The organism is Nocardioides sp. NPDC057772 (assembly GCF_042798075.1).
Lineage (GTDB): Bacteria > Actinomycetota > Actinomycetes > Propionibacteriales > Nocardioidaceae > Nocardioides.
Genome location: NZ_JBHVKN010000008.1, coordinates 20,938 through 38,160, shown reverse-complemented (window position 1 = coordinate 38,160; position 17,223 = coordinate 20,938). Strand labels below are relative to the sequence as shown.

The 17,223-nt window shown below is 64.1% G+C and carries 19 protein-coding genes; 4 read left to right on the top strand and 15 right to left on the bottom strand.

Annotated features, from left to right (window positions below; genetic code table 11):
* Window positions 1-150: 150 nt before the first annotated feature.
* The 3 genes from ACFVJS_RS03065 to ACFVJS_RS03055 form a co-directional block, all read right to left on the bottom strand.
* Window positions 151-2,361, bottom strand: a complete 2,211-nt coding sequence (locus tag ACFVJS_RS03065; RefSeq protein ID WP_378877342.1) for a protein kinase — start codon at window positions 2,359-2,361, stop codon at window positions 151-153.
* 57 nt (window positions 2,362-2,418) lie between these two features.
* On the bottom strand, window positions 2,419-4,116 hold the full coding sequence (locus tag ACFVJS_RS03060) for an ABC transporter substrate-binding protein (protein WP_378877340.1): 1,698 nt from the start codon (window positions 4,114-4,116) through the stop codon (window positions 2,419-2,421).
* 113 nt (window positions 4,117-4,229) lie between these two features.
* Window positions 4,230-5,636, bottom strand: a complete 1,407-nt coding sequence (locus tag ACFVJS_RS03055) for a hypothetical protein (protein WP_378877338.1) — start codon at window positions 5,634-5,636, stop codon at window positions 4,230-4,232.
* 198 nt (window positions 5,637-5,834) lie between these two features.
* Here ACFVJS_RS03055 and ACFVJS_RS03050 point away from each other — a divergent pair, with 198 nt between their 5' ends.
* On the top strand, window positions 5,835-6,467 hold the full coding sequence (locus ACFVJS_RS03050) for a transcriptional regulator (RefSeq protein ID WP_378877336.1): 633 nt from the start codon (window positions 5,835-5,837) through the stop codon (window positions 6,465-6,467).
* A 66-nt stretch (window positions 6,468-6,533) separates the two neighbouring features.
* On the opposite strand, the gene ACFVJS_RS03045 is transcribed toward ACFVJS_RS03050, so the two are convergent.
* Window positions 6,534-6,995 (bottom strand): hypothetical protein, encoded by a 462-nt coding sequence (locus tag ACFVJS_RS03045; RefSeq protein ID WP_378877334.1) that lies wholly within the window; start codon window positions 6,993-6,995, stop codon window positions 6,534-6,536.
* 383 nt (window positions 6,996-7,378) lie between these two features.
* Complete coding sequence (locus ACFVJS_RS03040) at window positions 7,379-8,584, bottom strand: hypothetical protein (RefSeq protein WP_378877332.1); 1,206 nt, start codon at window positions 8,582-8,584, stop codon at window positions 7,379-7,381.
* Between the two features lie 154 nt (window positions 8,585-8,738).
* Between ACFVJS_RS03040 and ACFVJS_RS03035 the strand changes: the two genes are divergently transcribed.
* Together ACFVJS_RS03035 and ACFVJS_RS03030 are read left to right on the top strand one after the other, a co-directional pair.
* Window positions 8,739-9,179, top strand: coding sequence for a DUF3592 domain-containing protein (locus ACFVJS_RS03035; protein ID WP_378877330.1), 441 nt, complete (start codon window positions 8,739-8,741; stop codon window positions 9,177-9,179).
* An 11-nt stretch (window positions 9,180-9,190) separates the two neighbouring features.
* On the top strand, window positions 9,191-9,640 hold the full coding sequence (locus tag ACFVJS_RS03030; RefSeq protein ID WP_378877328.1) for a DUF3592 domain-containing protein: 450 nt from the start codon (window positions 9,191-9,193) through the stop codon (window positions 9,638-9,640).
* 149 nt (window positions 9,641-9,789) lie between these two features.
* Here the strand turns inward: ACFVJS_RS03030 and ACFVJS_RS03025 are convergent, their stop codons facing one another.
* From ACFVJS_RS03025 to ACFVJS_RS03000, 6 genes are all read right to left on the bottom strand, one after another.
* On the bottom strand, window positions 9,790-10,386 hold the full coding sequence (locus tag ACFVJS_RS03025) for a protein TPRXL (RefSeq protein WP_378877375.1): 597 nt from the start codon (window positions 10,384-10,386) through the stop codon (window positions 9,790-9,792).
* A gap of 34 nt (window positions 10,387-10,420) precedes the next feature.
* On the bottom strand, window positions 10,421-11,146 hold the full coding sequence (locus ACFVJS_RS03020; protein ID WP_378877326.1) for a hypothetical protein: 726 nt from the start codon (window positions 11,144-11,146) through the stop codon (window positions 10,421-10,423).
* Complete coding sequence (locus ACFVJS_RS03015; protein WP_378877324.1) at window positions 11,139-11,771, bottom strand: hypothetical protein; 633 nt, start codon at window positions 11,769-11,771, stop codon at window positions 11,139-11,141. Before ACFVJS_RS03015 ends, ACFVJS_RS03020 begins: the two co-directional genes overlap by 8 nt.
* A gap of 62 nt (window positions 11,772-11,833) precedes the next feature.
* Window positions 11,834-12,925, bottom strand: a complete 1,092-nt coding sequence (locus tag ACFVJS_RS03010) for a hypothetical protein (RefSeq protein WP_378877322.1) — start codon at window positions 12,923-12,925, stop codon at window positions 11,834-11,836.
* Window positions 12,926-12,972: 47 nt separating this feature from the next.
* Complete coding sequence (locus ACFVJS_RS03005; protein ID WP_378877320.1) at window positions 12,973-13,323, bottom strand: flagellar protein FlgN; 351 nt, start codon at window positions 13,321-13,323, stop codon at window positions 12,973-12,975.
* A gap of 106 nt (window positions 13,324-13,429) precedes the next feature.
* A complete protein-coding gene (locus ACFVJS_RS03000; protein ID WP_008356172.1) occupies window positions 13,430-13,717 on the bottom strand; it encodes a WXG100 family type VII secretion target in 288 nt (95 codons plus the stop codon).
* A 574-nt stretch (window positions 13,718-14,291) separates the two neighbouring features.
* On the opposite strand from ACFVJS_RS03000, the gene ACFVJS_RS02995 reads away from it, so the two are divergent.
* Entirely contained in the window at window positions 14,292-14,468 is a 177-nt protein-coding gene (locus ACFVJS_RS02995) for a hypothetical protein (RefSeq protein ID WP_378877318.1), read from the top strand.
* Window positions 14,469-14,763: 295 nt separating this feature from the next.
* Here ACFVJS_RS02995 and ACFVJS_RS02990 read toward each other — a convergent pair whose 3' ends face one another.
* The 4 genes from ACFVJS_RS02990 to ACFVJS_RS02975 all read right to left on the bottom strand — a co-directional run bounded on the left by ACFVJS_RS02990 (window position 14,764) and on the right by ACFVJS_RS02975 (window position 17,216).
* Window positions 14,764-15,141, bottom strand: coding sequence for a hypothetical protein (locus ACFVJS_RS02990; protein WP_378877316.1), 378 nt, complete (start codon window positions 15,139-15,141; stop codon window positions 14,764-14,766).
* A gap of 82 nt (window positions 15,142-15,223) precedes the next feature.
* A complete protein-coding gene (locus ACFVJS_RS02985; RefSeq protein WP_378877314.1) occupies window positions 15,224-15,952 on the bottom strand; it encodes a hypothetical protein in 729 nt (242 codons plus the stop codon).
* Between the two features lie 14 nt (window positions 15,953-15,966).
* Window positions 15,967-16,575, bottom strand: a complete 609-nt coding sequence (locus ACFVJS_RS02980; protein ID WP_378877312.1) for a protein TPRXL — start codon at window positions 16,573-16,575, stop codon at window positions 15,967-15,969.
* A complete protein-coding gene (locus ACFVJS_RS02975; RefSeq protein WP_378877310.1) occupies window positions 16,572-17,216 on the bottom strand; it encodes a hypothetical protein in 645 nt (214 codons plus the stop codon). The genes ACFVJS_RS02980 and ACFVJS_RS02975 overlap by 4 nt, the downstream gene beginning before the upstream one ends.
* Window positions 17,217-17,223: the final 7 nt, after the last annotated feature.

Genomic DNA, 17,223 nt, shown 5'->3' with positions numbered 1-17,223 from the left:
GTGGGGGCGGCGGTGGCGGCGTACCGGTTGGCCCACCGGGTCGAGCGATCCGGGGCCGGATCGTGGTCTTGTCAGGATCGTCGACGGCCGGACGCTCGAACGAGGGCTGAGGACCGCGAGGGGTGTCGCCGGGGATTCCGTTGGAATCGCTCATCCGATGGTTCCTCCCATGATGTTGTATCGACGCACGTCTTCGGGTGACGATTTCCATGTCGCCAGCTCATGGCCCTGGAACGAGCCTTCCTTCGCTGCCAAAGCCACATAGAACGTGTACGGACTGTCGCTGGTGTCCTGGGAGGCCGCGATCACGTCGGTCAGCCCGTCCCCGTTCACGTCAGCAAGGGTGACGGGATACCTGCTGGTGGTCTTGAGCGTGTTGCGGGGTTTGGGAAGCTTTCCGCGAGTGGCGATCGAGAACTCGGCCAGGTCGTCGCTGAAGGTGCCGATCGTGATCGTCTGCCCCTCGCCCCGTCCGGACTCGCCGACGACGATCTCGTCCCGGCCGTCGCCGTCGACGTCCCCGGCGACGATCGAGCTGATCCCCTTGTGCTTGAAGGAGAACGACTTGGCCTCGGCGATGGTGGCCCCTTCTCCCTGATAGAGGTCCAGCTCCGAGGTTCCACTCGTGAGCGTCTTGTCCTCGGGCTCACCCGCAGCTCGATTCAGCACCACCAGATCAGCCTTCTTGTCACCGGTGAACTCACCCACCACGACCTGCTCCCTGGTGTCAGCCGGATAGGCCGCGAACTGCGTCGGCTCCGCAAACCCCGAACCGGTGCCGCGATAGACCCAGATGGCGCCGTCCCCGACCGTTCTGCCCTGCCTGTCGAGGTCCGGGTCCGGGTTGCCGAAGGTCGTGGCCATGAACAGATCGGCGACACCGTCACCGTCGAAGTCGTCGGCGCCCAGGTCGTAGTAGAACGTCGACCCGGCCATCTTCTTGCCCTGCTCGACGACCCCCGCCGGCGCTTTGAGCGATCCCTCCAGGTCACCATGGAAGTTGAAGCCCTTCTCGCTCCGTACAAACGTGATGAGCGAGTTCTTCCCATCGCCGGTGAAGTCGGCGCAGAGCGGAAACACCTCGCTCCCGTCGTTGTCCTCGGGGAGGGCGGGGTCGTCGTACGTGACGGGTTTCGACGGGGTCAGCGTGCGCCCGTCCGACTTCCAGGTGACCACGTCGACGCCCTTGCCGTCGGGATTCTGGGTGTTGGTGACCACGTCCCCGAACTTGTCGCCGTTCACGTCCGCGTACGCAGCGCCCTTGACGGTCGGCACGATGGGCTCGGGCCCGTGCTCGACCCAGGGCTGAGTGATCGCCAGCGCTCCGCCGACCCCGAGGGCGGCCACGCCGACCATCGCCGCACCGACCCGGAGCGGGGTGATCTTGGACGGCCGCGCGGCCTCCTCGATCAGGATCGCCTCGCTCTCGGACGGAGCCCGCACGGCCGCGACCGGGATCGGTAGCGGGTTCGGGTCGGTCATGGAGGGCGCCGGCACGAGCTGAGCGGGAGCGGTGATCTCGCGCAGCTTCAGCAGGTCGTCCTTCAACGCGGCGGCGCTCTGATAGCGCTGGCGGCGGTCCTTCGCCATCGAGAGCTGCAGGATCCGGTTGGCTTCCCTGGTCCACTCGTCGGTGCCGACGAACTGCGGGATCGGCGCGTTCTGGTGCGCCATCGCGACCTGCACGGCCGCGCCCGAGTAGGGGATCTTGCCGGTCAGCGTGAACCACAGCATGCAGCCCGCGGCGTAGACGTCCCTCGACGGTTCGGGCTTGATCGGGAGGCCCTGCGCGTCGCGCTCGTCGCGGATGTATTCGGGCGCCAGATAGTTCCACGTGCCCGTGATCCCGCCGGCCGGCGAGTCCGACGACGACGTCGCGATCCCGAAGTCGCACAGGTAGCCGAAGAGGTCGAGCGGGCTCGCGGGATTGCGTACGAGGACGTTCGACGGCTTCACGTCCTGGTGGATGATCCCGACCTGGTGGGCGTCGTGGAGCGCTCCGGCGACCTGAGCGTTGACCAGGCACGCCAGGTGCGGGGCCAACGGCCCCTTCGAACGTACGAGCCCGGTCAGGTCGCCACCCTTGATGAACTGGGTGACGATGAACGGGCTGCCCTGCTGCTCGCCGATGTCATAGATCGCGATGATGTGGGGCGACCTGATCTGGGCGAGGGTCTGGCCCTCGCGGATGAACATGTCGATGAACTGCCGGTCGGCGAGGTGGGCGTGCACCATCTTCAGCGCGACCTGGCGTTCGAGCCTGGTGTCGAATGCGTCGTAGACGACGCCCATTCCACCTTCGCCAAGAATTCGGTCCAGGCGGTAGTGTCCGAACACTGCCCCGGGATGAAGCGTCGTCATGCCCGCACCCTATGCAAGGGCCGCAGAACCCAACCACTCAAATCTGCGAAAAGTCGTCTACTTCTTGGTCGGGGACCACTCGACGACGGTCGAGACGAGCGGCGCGACCGGTCCGGACCGCGGACGTACGCTGTCGACCTTCTTGTCGCTCACCGTCACCGTCGGGTTCATCACGATCGGCACCACGATCGAGTCCCGGACCAGCGTCTTCTCGATCTGGACGCGTACGTCGCGGGCCTCGTAGGGATCGGCGGTGCGGGCCAGCTCGCTGATCAGCCGGTCGCGGTCGCGGTCGCCGCCGCCGGTCGCGTTCTGGCTGCCCTTGCTGCCCCACTGCGCCGAGATCTCCTCCGGCGTCTGCGGGATCGGGATCCGAGCGAGGACGGCATCCCACTTGTTGCCCGACAGCACCTTGTCGGCGCCGGAGACACCACAGTCGGTGGTGGACCAACCCTCGTCGTCGACGACGTTCGCGATGGTGTCGTAGGCGCCCGAGGCGAACGCGCTCGACTTGTCGTAGGCGATGCACACCCGGGCACCGCGCGGGGCCGCGGCGTCCTCGGAGGCGCCGAACTTGGTGGAGAACCCGGAGTCCTCGGTCGCGATCTGGTAGCCCTCGCCACCCGGCGGGAAGAGCACGACATCCGTGGCTTCGTACGCCTCGGCCCACTCGCCCGCGCCGCCCTCGGCGATGTCGCCTCGGGGCACGGCGCGCAGATAAGCCGTGCGGGTGTTCTTGCGCTGGAACAGGCCACGGTCGGTGCGGAGGATCAGCGCCCACATGGTGCCGTCGTGGGCGTTCGCGACCCCGTAGTCGCGACGCTCGAGGTCGCGCACCTGCTTCCGGTTGGCCTTCGTCGGGGCCACCTGGACGACATCGACGGTCTCCCCGAGGCTGTCCAACGCGTCCTCGCTCGCCGGGGTCAGGCGTACCTGCTCGTAGGTGGGCCTGGCCTCGCCCGTGTATTCGGGGTTGACCTCGAGGTCGACCTCCTGCCCGGCCTCGCCGGCCGCGATCTTCGCGATCCGGTAGGGGCCGCTGGACAGCAGCGCCTCCTCGGCTGCCTTGCCGTCCTCAGCGACCGTGAACGCGGTCTTCCATGCCTCCGCGATCTTGGTCAGCTTCGCGGTGTCGGACTCCTCGATGGCGGTCTCGACGACCTCCTTGGCCTCGATCGGGTCCTCGATCTTCAGCGCCTTCTGGCCGACCACGTGAGCCGGGACGGCGACGTCCAGGGCCGTACGCCAGTCGACCACCGGAACCACCAACGGAACCTCGATGGCCCGCGCGCCCTCGTCGACCTCAGGGATGTAGGCGCTCTTGGTCAGGCCGGTGGGGACCGCACCGAAGTCGACCGTGCCGTCCGAGCTCCCCTCCTTCGGGGTGCCGAAGTAGCCCGAGGTCGCCGCCCAGGCGAGCATGAGGTCGGCGGTGTCGATCGGCACTCCGTCGGACCAGTTCGGCTCAGCGAGGTCGTAGCGAACCCGGGCCTGCTTGTCGCCCTCCATCGTGACCTTGCCGAAGGTCTCGTCCATCTCGACGGTGTCGTCGACGAGGGTGCCGAACGCCCCGCGGGTGAGTGAGGCGATGTCGAGGTTTCCGTCGGTCACGCTCTCCGCGCTCGCCGGGTTGGTGCTCGTCAGGGTCCCTCGCCACGCGACCGCGACCTCCGAGCCCTCCTCCACCGACGCCGGCAGATCACCCGAGCAGGCGGTTGCGACGAGCGCCAGGCTGGCAACGGAAACGAGCCCCACGCGACGACGTGCCCCAGGATGCACCTTCAAGTCCCCTCTCCGAGACAACGGACGCCCAGATCCTAACGAGCCCCTCGCACGGGCTGCCACCGACGTATCCGGTCCCGGGAGTTTCAGTACGGAGCCGAGTTGTGGGAGCTCTTGCCCTTGCCGACCTTCTTGTACCGCGCGGCGTGGAGCGCCGGGCCGGTCTTGGCGCGGAGCACCCTTCCATCCTCGCCTGCCGACCACGTCGGTGCCGCCGGCCAGCGCCGCATCAGTTCGTTGCGGAATCCGCGTCCGGTCATGTTGGTGACAGCAGTGCCGATCAGAGCGAACACGAGAAGTGCGGCCGATCCGGCGACGATCGAGAGCTCCAGATCCTGATGCGGCAAGAAGAAGATCTCCAGATCAGACTCTTCACGCATACCAGCGATGTACGCCGCAGCTCCGACGATCAGGCCAAACGCGGAGAGGACCACTGTCATCTTGGTGAGCGGGTGAGTGCTTCGCCCGGCGTGGTGTGCCAGAACCGCATCCTCGGGTCGTTCGGACATCGGGTCGGCCAGCCGCCGCCGAAGATCGTTCACCTCCGAACGGCGTTGGATCCAATCGATCAGCGTTCCGCCGGCCGCCAAGAGGATTGCGACCACCATCGCCGCCACGAATGAGCTGAACCCCCAGCCGAGAATCCGCTCGACGATCGAGCCGTATTCAGTCGTGTCGCATTGCTGGGCCGGGCGGGAGCCTGGGACCGTCGAGCACCGCATGCCCAGAGACAGTTGGAGGACCACGAACCCGAGCACCGCGACGATCGTGGCTGCGTAGATGACCTTGTCTGCCAACCGGAACGCGTTCCTCGCTGACCTGGCGCGGGACGGGGCTCGGCGTGCTCGCTTCCAGGCGTTCGCCTCATCCTCGGTGCTCCAGTGTGCTGCGATCGCCTTCTGCCTGCGTTCCTGCGCAGCGGCGAGTCGCTGGGGCAGGTAGAACGCCAGAGGGACCATCAGCCCAGCCCAGGCAAGCGCAACGGCGCTGATCACAAGAGGCTCGGTCGCGTCGTCCCGGGTGAACGCGATGCCGAGACCGATCACACCGAATAGCGCCAGGGACCCTCCGGTGCCCAAAGCGAAGTAGACGAGCTGCTTTCCCGGTTCACGGGTCACAGCCTCGATCTGCTCGGGCGACGGCACCTGCTGTCTGTCAGCCCCGCCTCGGGTCGCACGGACGATCGCCCGTGACGTGGTCACTTCCCGCAGACACGTCGCCAATGCGTACCCTCCCCATGCGGCGACGCCGGCCGCCGCAAGCAAAGGGAGCGCGATCAGCAGGAGTGCATCGACAGCGTTCGCGACACCGGGGTCGCCCAGCAGCCCTTCGTCGGCCATGATCCCCACGCCCAGCACCAGCACGAACGTGCCGCCCAGACCGCACAGGAACGGTAGCGAGATGCGAACGACCGCATGCACAAACTCGGCAACCAGACCGATCGGGTACTCGTGCCAGTGCCAGGGATTCTCCTGAGCGCCGTCAGAGTTCATTGTGAGACCACCGTTCCGAGAGACCTACGTGCCCAGGCCACATGTCACCCGGCAGGTTAACGGGTGGGCGATGCGGCGCCGGTAATATCCCCTGCGCACCGGTTGTCAAAGTAATCGATGGTCGACAGTCACGGGTCCGGTGCTCATGCCCCTATCTGGCGTCCTCGGGAACAGTCACAGTTGAAGGGACCACTTTCCATGCGTATCCGCCCCGCGGGCCGTCTCGGCCTGCTCCCCGCGATCGGCCTCGGCCTCACTCTCGCCCTCACCGCTTGCGGTGGCTCTGAGGAGTCCGCCTCCGACACCGAGGCCTCCGCCCCGGCTGCGGCAGAGTCAAGCGACCCTGCCTCGGAGGCCGCTGCACCGGCCGGCGCTGAGAAGGAGGTGAAGATCGGCCAGACCCTGAAGGACCCCGACATGGGCGACACCATCGAGGTCATCTCCGCGGTCCGCGACTTCCCCTCCAAGGAGTCGGCTGACGTCATCGCCGACGGCGGCGAGATCGTGCTGCTCCAGGTCAAGATCAAGCCGGGCCAGGAGTACGGCGGCCGGATCTCGGACGGCAACTTCCAGATCTCCTGGGACAACGGCGCCGACTTCTGGACCCCGGACACCTCCCAGCTGGAAGAAGAGCTGACCGCAGCCAAGCGCACCCCGTTCGACGACATCTCGCGCCGCGATGGTGGCGAGGTCACCGGCTGGATCGCCTTCGAGGCCGACGAGAAGGCAGACACCTACCTCATCGAGTACTCGCGCGCCGGCGCCAAGGTCATCGGCTCCGACAAGGAGATCGCCGAGTTCAAGAAGCAGATCGAGATTCCTGCTTCGTGAGACGCTGATATGCCGATCGGCGGGACGACGTGGCGCAACGTCGTCCCGCCGAGTCATTTCTCAGATTCAGCGAATCTGCTTGTCACTCGAGTCGAACTCGCGCCATCCAACGTGCCGGTACTCGAGCACCCGCCGCCACTCCCGCTCGTCCAACCCGTCGAGTTCCGACCAATAGCCCAAAGGCATCTCACGGAGCCGGATCTGGTCTCCTTCGTCCACGTCGACCAGCCGACGTTGGATGAGGATCTCCAGAAGCCTGTTGCGCGCCTTCCTGGCCCGCAGACGCTGGCCAGAACGCCGTGGCCCACGCGGCGGCGGCTTGCGACTCTTCGGTCCACCCTCAGGCTTCGACACCAACTCGAGAACCAGATGGACCGTTCCCAAGATCGCGGCGACAAGCGCCAACCCAGCCAGCCAAGGCATCTCGGGAAGGTCCAGGACCATAACCAAGACGTACGCCGCGCCCGCTCCGATCGCGGTGACAGCCGCGGTCGCGACCCGTGGACGCTTCGCCGGCGGGTCCCCCACCACATGGACAGTCCCGTACCGGCCGTCAGAATCGCAAGCCCGAATGCGAGCCGGGCCAGCCACAGCAGTCCCTCTGCGCCGGTGCTCTGGGCAGGGGCGAGCGCGACCAGGGCGAGCCCGATCACGGCGGCCCCGAAGAGTGGCAGCGCAATCAGAGCAGCGATGCCAACGCCGACGAAGCCCATGAGCTTCAGCGCGAACATTCCTGGCAAAGGCGGGTAGTCGCGATCGAGCACGGCTGCCTCCGCCTCGCCCCAGTTCAACGGCTGCGAGAACCGCGCCGTCCGTGCCCAACTGTCGACCGCCTCGCGCGCCCACGCCTTCTCTGCTTCATCGACCTAGCGCGCCCATGCCACGAGCATCTTAGGCGCCTTCGCCATCGTTCACTCGCCCTTCCTGGCCAGCCACTTTGGATTGACCGCCAACGCCGTGACGTAGACGTCCTTGGTCGGGAAGTCGACGTCCTTCACGTCCACCTCCAGGGCAATCGAGGGCTCACCGGTCGCCAGATCTGTACGAACCAGGTTCAGTTCGGTCAGTTCGGTCCAAACCCTTTGACCGCTACCGCCGCGCTTCCGACGCTTGTGAAGATCACCATCCGTGGTAACCGTGTACGCGGCCTTGGCTGAGTAGGTCAACACGTCGGCGTCGAGCCCGACGTACCCCTCCAGATTATCGACCACTTCATGCGCCCTGATCGGTCCAGTAGCGGTAGTCGGAAGCGGTGCGCTGTACATCGCGTAATCGGCAACCCAGAAGAGCCGACCGTCGACCACCGTCATCGCTGATGGTCCACCGATAAGCGAGGTTTCGCCCGGGGGATAGACGATCTCATGGTCAACGGCGACGCGCGCCGCCGGCGTTCCCTTCGCGGTGTTCCAGGTGCGGACGAAGTGCTGCTCGGAGTCGGTATCCGACCACGGTTCGTAGATGACTCCGTCGACGCAAGGCGACTTCGTTCCCGGGGTCGCCGATCTCTCCAGGGTGGTCAGGATGTCCGCGCCGTCATACGGGTACACCGATGCCAACGCCGCGCGATCCCACTGACTCTCTGGGACCGACTGGCTGTCTTCCGCGAACGCCTTGGTGCCCGTTCCTCGTCCGGACGCGTATACACGGTCTCCACACACCGCCGCCGTCGACGTGTCGCCGTACGGAGCCACCCGGGTGGCCGCTTTGCCGCTCTCCCCGTCGATGTAGGTCACAAACGGGTCCTCGGACGAATCCTTGGGGCTGAACCCCACCAACGTCCCCTTCGCAACCTGCACGCGATACCACTCGTGGTCGGTCTCGACCGTCTCGCCCCCACTAGTACGCTTGCTCGCGGTGAGGCCGGCTTCGTCGACCGTGTAGTCGTGGGTCGGATCCGAGGTTGTGATCCCGTGCTCCGTCCAGGAGATCCCAGCTGTCTCGATCCCCTCGAGTTCGATCGCTCGAGTCTTTCCTTCGGGCGAGACCAGCACGAGGTAGCTGGAGTCGTCGTCACCCTCCTGGACCCGCAGCGCCAGGACCGCATCCTTGATCGCGAAGTCCTCCGGCGGCGGACCGACCGCACACCCGGAAACCATCGCCGCCGTGGCCACCGCCATCGCTGCCAAACCCCGAGCCACCGTTCACATCCCGCCGTCAGTAGATGAGTAAAGGGATGCTCAGGGTAACGACCCCCCGCCGCGACCTGACACCGGCGGGCTCCTCGCCACGGGCTAGGGTGTGGGCCCTCAACCTCGGGTAAGTGGAGCAAACATGAGTTTTGGTGCTGTCGCCGCGCTGCTGATCGGCATCGCGATGCTGATCCTTCCGGCATGGCTGACAATTCATCTGGTACGTCGCCGGCGGCGGCTGACGACCTGGTCGCGGACACAAGCGACCATCCGTCACGTCTGGAAGCAGAAGCACCAGTCGTCGGCCACCGGGTCGACATCGACGGAGACGACCATCCACGCGCGCTACGAATACCGCGACGCCGCCGGGATCCAGCACATCGGCGAGGTGGAGCACCTGGCGAACCCAAAGGTCGGCGACGTCGTCGAGATCATCTACGACCCCGACGACCCGAAGACGAATGAGACCGTCTCCGGCGGCTCCGTCGTGGGTCGGATCGTCAACTACAGCGCCGTCTTCATCGTGTTCGGCGGGATCGGGATCTTTCTGATCCTCGCCTCGCTCGGCCTGATCTCGGCGTAGCGACCACGACGATGACTGACCTGTTTGGAGCACTTGGCCTCGCGCTGATCGGCGCGCTGATCTGCGCCTCCGGCTACCTCAACTTCCGTGATGCCAAGAAGGGAGCGCGAGGCGGCCGCCGCTGGTCTCGGACGACCGCCCATGTCACCAAGACTTGGAAACAGGATGTCAGCGGCGCAGCGGGCGACATGATGCACCACGTCAACTACACCTTCACCGCGCCCGAGACCGGCGGCTCCTACTACGGCCACAGCGAGCACAGCCCTCGCGGCGTGGCAACCGGCGATGACATCGAGGTGATGTATGACCCCAAGGCTCCCTACAACAACGAGCTGCCCGCGGCGCGCTCCGCGATGTGGTTCTTCCCGATCGCCTTCGGCGTCCTCACCATCGTCGGTGTACTCATGACCCTCGCAGGTCTGGTCGGCGCGGTCGTCATCCTTGTCGACCTGATCCGCTAACGCGCCTGCTCAGCTCCGAACCAGCAGCAAGAGACGTGCGTCGACGCCTACGCGATCGTCATGAGCCTGGTGCCGAAGCGAGGATCGCAACGGCGAATCGGCATAGCCATCAGCAGTCCATCCCGAGACCAGTCAACGACGCTTCGCGTCTAAGCGCGCGGCGGCGACCAGCGAAGCGTCGAGACACACACGTCGAACGCCGTCTTCCAGCCCACGAACAACGGGTCTGTCGCCGCCATCTCCACCGGACGCGCGACCGACGCCGTGAGCTGAAGACCGCGGCGGTGGTTCGACCCAGGGATCGGTGTCACGTACACGATCGAGGTCATCACGATCGAGCCGCCCTGGAGGTCCTTCGTCGACTCGCGTTCGAAGCGGATGAACCGCTTGTCGCCGAAGAGGGGCTTGGCGTCGTACGTCTGGATCGCATGCGTCACATAGCCATCCAGGCTCTCGCCGTTGGGCGCGCGCCGGATCGTGGCGAACATCGAACCCGGGATGTAGACGTCGCCGGTCGGCGCCGCGGTGGGCGCGAAGTAGGCGATCACGTTCTGCTGCTTCATGAGCGAGAACGCCTGATCCATCTGCATCCGAAGGTGCGCGTGCAGATCGGGCCGGTTGGCCTCCATGCAGCGCCGCTTGATCTCGGCGTCGATCGCTTCTCGGTCGGAGGCGTTGGGAACGTGGCGCTCCCAGCCATCGAGGAGCTTCAGGTGGAACTCCGGGTCCTTGGGCGCGCCCAGCATCTCCCTCAACGAACTTGCACTGTTCCCAGACATTTCAAGCCTTTCCGTCAGCACTAGCAGTCAGAGGACTACGGTCCAGTGCATCAAATTCGTCGTAAGAAACGATGGAACGCGAGCGAAGCGTGGTCAGTGCTTGACGCCTCAAGGCGAGAAGCGTGTCGATCTCGTCCGACGTCAACGCGTTGACGTCGACCGCCGGCGGCTTCTCCTTCGAGTAGAGCCGGAACTCCGCGACGATCACCGCGATGCCGAACACCAGCAGCAACAGCGGTGCGATCACGAGGGGAACGCGCGGATAGGCATCCGCGTCGCTCATGAAGATCAGGACCAGAAGCAGGACGGTCGAGACCAGTACGAAGACCGAGAACCCGAACAGGGATCGGTCCCACTGCCGGTGAGTCGACCGGACCCACGGCACGAAGTGGTAGAGCAGGGCCAGGAAGCCGAGCGCGGAGCCGATGTAGACGCACGGGACCTCGAAACCCGGCGAGAAGTCTTCGGAGAGCTTCCTCGTGCCTCCGCCGCTGGCAAAGATCGCCACGGAGAACAGGGGTCCCGCCAGACCGATGAGCGCGATCCAATACATCAACCTGGCCGCGAGGTTCGCTGCGCCCGAGCGGCGACGCTTCCTCTCGGCTGCTTCCAGCTCGATCTGCGCGTAGTCCAGAACGACTCGATTCAGCTCGTTGATGTCGAAGCGATCGAAGTTGCTGTGCACCGTTGCCCAGTTGCCCGGATCAATCGCTGCCGCCTTAGGCATTGGAAAGGTGCTCCCATTCGTCAACGTGGTTTCGTGTGAGACCCGGAACCGGGCTGGCCTCGAAGGGACGACCGTCCGGATCGAGGAGAGAAAGACTCGAGAGAATGACCGGCATCTGAGTGATCGTGAGCTGGAACGCCAACGGCAGACCGGACTCCACGATCAGGCCCACACCACCGGCGTCGCCGCTGAAGGCATAGACCGCCGTGGACAGGTGCAGATCCTGTCCGTCGACGGTCTCGTCCCGCGATGCGATGCACTTGATGCCGGGGCCCATCGCCGCACCGATGCACTCATCGACGTCGAAACCCGACTTCTCCCAGGCCTTGACGTCCAGGTCGCCAGCTTCGGCAAGGACTACTCTGACGCGGCTGGCAATCGGGACCGTCATCGGCCAGTGAAGCATGGTGACCAGCCTGCCCGGCTCACCGATGCTGGCGAGGGAATCCGTCAGAATGCGGCGTACGTCCTCGTCGGACTGCCGGCTCGCGTTGCTGCCGAACCACTCGCGGACACGGGCGCACTCGGCTGACACCCACGTGTCGGCGCCCTGCCCCAGGTCGCTGGGAACGAGCGTCCATTCGCGTTGTGGGTAGATTCCTTCAGCTCGCCACGTTCCGACCATGGTCGTCCTCCGATTTGATTACAAGCTCCGAGCAGCACACGTCAGTATGGTCGATCGATCGCTCAGGCGAAGATGTCGCCGGCCGAGTCGGGCAGGCCCTGGATCGTGTTCACAGTGCTGTAGAAGGAGTTGGTCTGCTTCGCCAACGCGCCCTGGATGTCACCAGCCGCGCGCCACATCTTGCTGTACGAGCTGATCCGCGTGAAGTCACCGACGTCGAGACCGGCGTGAAGGCTGGTCATGATGTCCGGAAAGGCCTTGAACTTGACGGCGTCCCCGACGCCTCCCGCGGCCTTGTACCCAGCCGAGAACTTGGCGAACTTGGACGCGCCGGCGCCCAGGTCAGTGATCGCATCGGCCATCTTTCCGAACTTGCCGAACGGCACGACGTCGAGAACAGCTAGCACGAGGTCCCAGCCTGAGCACTTTCCGGCACAGAACTGGATGGTCTTCGCAAGGAGTACCAGGGCCGACACCGCCATCGCGATCGCCGCCAGCGGTCCCGCGATGAACAGGCTCGCCACGAAGAGCACCATCGCAACGATCTCCAGGACGGCGATGATGTCGTCGAGGACCTCCCAGAACCCATCCTCGATCTTCCCGGCCATCTCGTTGCCGATGCCGCTGACCGCAGCGTCGTACGCGTCTTCCCAGGAGTCGTAGTAGCCGTCCCAGGTCTCGGCGGCGTTCTCCCAGTCCTTGCGGGCCTGTTCCTTCGCCTCGGCAGCGTCTTCCTCCTGCTGCGCCTCGGGACTGCCTTCCTTAGGACCGGTTCCCGGAAGGTGGGTCGGCGCGCCCTCCATACCGTCGTACTTCGCCCACAGGTCCTCGCAGGTGTCGACCTGCGACCTGATCAGCGGCTGCCACTGCTGAAGCTCTTCGCCGTACTTCGCGATGATCGGCCCGACCGGCCGATAGAGCTGACTGGCCTCGCGGAGGGTCTCGTGGGAGTCACCGATCTTCTCCTGGAGCTTCTCGACGGCCTTGCCGTCCATCTCGCCGCTGGCGAGCTCGTGGGCGGCGATCATCGCCAGTTCGTCGGCGCAGGAGCTCATCATCTCGCCCAGTCGCTCGATGGCGTTCCCGCGCTCAATGATGCCGGAGGGGTTGCCCTCGACGGTCTTGATCTCTCTGCCCTTAGGGGACGAGTCCATGTTCTATGCGCTCCTTGGTCCGAGCAGGTCTGTCGTGGATACGCGTCTTAGACGGCTGCGCCGGAAGATGAGCCTCCGGGCGCCCCGGGGGCTTGAATGGAAGTGTTCGACTGGAACTGAAGGGCAGTCTCGCTGTCCCAGTTCTCGAAGCCGTCGACGACCCCTTTGACGTGCTCTTGGAGCTCTTTCAGACTCTCTTTGAGATCGTCGCGCTTGTCATCCCAGCGCTCCTCGAAGTCCTGAGCCTTGTCCCGAAGGTCACTACGGCCATAGGGGTTGCCGATGTCGGCCTCCAGCTCTTCGGACTGACTTGTCGCGTTCTCGAACTCGCTGACAATCGAGTCGAGCTGCGACGCGATTTTCGCGAGTGTATCGATCTTGATCCTGACGTCCGCCACCGCGCGCTCCCCTTCGATCTTCCGTCAATCTGCCCGGTCAAAGTGCCGAAATGCTGCTGCGGGCGGGGCGAGCACTGATGCGTCGCCCCGCCCAGCAGACAAATGATCAGCCGCCGGCGAGCTGGCTGTCCAGGTCCTGGATCGCCGTGGCCATGTCGCGCAGGGCCTGCGCCATGTCCTCGACACCAGCGATGGCATCCTTCAGACCAGTGGTCATCTCGGTGTAACCGTCCTGGAACTTACCGGACGCCTTCTCCGTCTTGAACCCGTCCTGGACGAGCTCGTCGACGTAGCCCTGGCACTCGTCCAGCGCGGACTCAATGGTGTCCTTGCCCTGGTCGAGCTTGTCGGCGGTGCCGGTCATCTCGTCGTATGTTGCCCCGAAGTCACTCATCGATCATTGCCTTTCCCGCGATTCCAATGCAGGACGCTCCGTCGGAGCGCCGGACGTCACGGTATTGCACGCGACGCGGAGTAGTGAAGCGTAATTCGCGATTCGTTGTCACCTTCGAACAAGGTTCTCTCGGAAGCATCCGAGACGACGGACGCCCAACTCCTAACAACCTCCGTGGGGAACCGGTCGCTGACATAGCCAGACGCCGCTGGGAGGCTGCCAGGAGGCTGCCAGACGGTCCACCAGAGTGTGACCCCCCCTACGACATCCGGATACGGAGATCCCCTGAGCGCTGGGGCCATCGCCGCACTCCTAGTCGGCGTTGCCCTGCTGATCCTCCCGGCTTGGCTGGCGTGGTATCTGGCACGCCGCCACCGGCGTGTGACGGCGTGGCCACGGGCCCAGGCGACGATTCGCAGCGCTCAGAAAGGCCTACCGGTCCTCGTTCATCGAGTCGAGCACAACGGAGACATACGTTCACGCCCACTACGAGTATCGGGACGCCGCCGGAATTCGGCGCATCGGCGAGGTCGAGAATCTCCACAATGGGAAGGTTGGCGACATCATCGAGATCATGTACGACCCCGCCAACCCCGACTCCAGCGACATCATCAACGGCGGCCCAACTGGCGGTCGCATCATCAACTACGGCGCGATCTTCATCATCTTCGGTGGCGGCGGTGCGAGCGCCTTCGCAACCGCCAGAACTCCCAGGGTGGAGGCAACAGGTCTCCGCACCCCGGCTACATAACCTCAGGTGCCTTCTTGGGCTCGGGACCGCTAGCCAGAAACGTCGTGATCACGCGGGGAGCGTCTTGCGATTCTTCACGCCGCCTCAGCCTTCGACATCACCTCGAAACCAGTTGAACACCGCTCCCAGCTCACAGCGACGAGCGCAGAACCAGCCAGCCAGGGCGTCTCAGGATCCAGGACCAGAACCAAGACGTACGCCGCGCCCAGCCCCGATCACGGTGACAGCGGCAAAGGGGCGCGTCTAAACGCGCACTGGCCGACGACAACGGACTCGAGTCGAGAAGTTGCGACACTCAGAAGTCCGGGAACTCATCCGGGTCATCCCATGGCACCTCCGCGCCATCATCGCGAACATAGTGCGAGACCACCGGTCTCGCCGGCGCACTGACCGCACCATCCAATACATCCTGAATTCCACGAATGTACTCTTCGACGAGCTTTGCGTTGCGACGGCCGTCGATCAGGCCGCCGGCGCCCTCAGGAAGACTTTGAACCGCAACGTTGACCGACGATCCCGTGCCACTCTCGACGGCGCGAACCATAACGAGCTTGGGCCACGAGAGTGCTTTCGTTCTCCGCCACAGGATCAGCGCACGGCCCTCGTTGTGAACGGCCTTGATTTCGCACGTCTCGTCATTCTGCGCAACCCCAAGCGCCGCACGAAATACCATGTCGGCAGAGGCGCTAAATTCAGCGCTTCTCCCTCGTTCCGACCCCATTCTGACTCCATCCGATAATTAGCAATCAAGTCGCCTAAACGCGACCTTGGGCATCAAACTTGTGCCAAGTTCCGACACGCATTCTCTGCATGCGCCGCCGTTGATCCGGCGTCAATACGACAAGCCCGCGCTCGACAAGAACGTCCACAACTTCTTCGCGCGCCGCATCGTAGCGTCGTTGCTCCCTGCCGGACTTCGGACCCTCACCAGTCTTGCTCGGTTTCGACACCAAGTTCAGCGCGACCGCCGCGATGGCTAGGACTCCTGCAGCAAGGGCCAACACTTCGAGCCATGACCCAGGGAGTTCACCGTCGTACGACAACCCGACAGCAAATGTCGCAGAGACAGAAACGATCGCTACGACCCCGCCCACAATCGATACCATCGAACGAGACCGCGTGTTCCACCATGTACGAATCGACGTCACCGTCACCACGATGGACACAACGAACATGAAGATCGCGAGAGTCACAAGGCTCTCCTGCGTCCCACGGGACTCGATCATCGTCGCCCATGCAACGAAAAAGGCTCCGATGGCGGGCGAAACGAAAAATATCGAAAGAACTAGGCTCGTCAGAGTCATGATCATGCCTAGAAGCAAGTTCCGCTTACCCACACCTTCTTCCGGCACGAGTCTCAGCGAGATGATTTCTCGCTCCAGGTCACCCCACTTCATCGGCGTCTCTATGTTCGCCGTCTTTGCCCATTCGCGAGCAGATGGGCCTTCATTTGAAGATAGCATTTCGAGCCTTCCGTCGTTCAAGGGCTGAGATTACGTCAAACCGTCGAGCGCGGCCAACGGAGCGTCGCGACACATGAATCAAGCAGGGCTCGCGTCGCGACCATCGGAGGCGAATCCGGCTCTATATCCGGCGTTCGCGCGAAACCCGCAACGAGTTGCAGCGCTTCGCGCCTCTGCGTTCCTGGAACCGGAGTGAGATAGACCAGCGAGTGATTCACGACCGATTCGCCCCCCATTTCAACCGATCGTTCACGCTCGAATCGCAGCGTCCGCGGATCGCCAAACAGCGGCTTTGCACCGAACTGCTTGATCGCATCGCGTACCACCTTGTCCAAGGGAGTCCCCGGCATTCCGGTGCGGATTGACGCATTGATCGACGCGGGAATCACTGTGGATCCAGGGTCACTAGTCGCTGGAGCAAAGAAAGCGAAGACACCGTTCTTTCGCATTTCATCGAACGCCTTGTCGAAGGTTACCTTGGCATCGGCGAAAAGATCGGGGCGGTGTGCCTCCAGAAAACGCTTCTTCATTCCTGCGAGTAGGATCTCCCGTCCACCGTCAATATCGAAGCGCGACCATCCCCGCGGAAGTTCAATCGCGAAATCCACAGCCTTGCGCACGCCAAGCTCCTCACGAAGATTCATCGCGCCGCCCAGATGTCCTCGATCGGCCAAGACTCATCGACCGGCGCACTTGGCGGGAGGACGGACTCAAAAACCCTTCCATCTTCGCGAACCACTCGGAGGAGGTCCTTTAAGGTCGACAAGCCACGAACCACTGATGTCGCAAGTTGCGGAATACACTCGTCTACACCCAACAAGAGCGAAACCTCTCCGTCAGTGAACATATAATTCACTGACTCCAGCAAGACGGATCCACCATCAAAAAGCCACTCGTTCCGGGCGGACAACTGGACTCCGGGGCCGATATTTTCAGCATGAGCCGCGTGCAGGACACCATCCCACTTCGCGATATCTGGTGAAGACTCGTTCTCCACGAGGTACAAGTGGCAAGTTACCGCGGCGGCAGACATGACGGGCCAGACCTGAAACAACGCGTAGGCATCGGAGCGTTCTCTCTCATCGAGCGCCATCTGCAGGAGGTCACGGATATCGGTCGATGTTGATTTCTCGCCGTCCCATCGCGGCGTGCCTACAAGGTATTCAAGCCGCTTCGAGGTGCCGTCGATCCATTGCTCACGTTCTCGATGCGACAACCCTTCGGGGACGGGTATCCAACCCGGAACGTCAAGATCTTCAACCAGTTCTACCGTCCATTTTGCCATTTCGGCA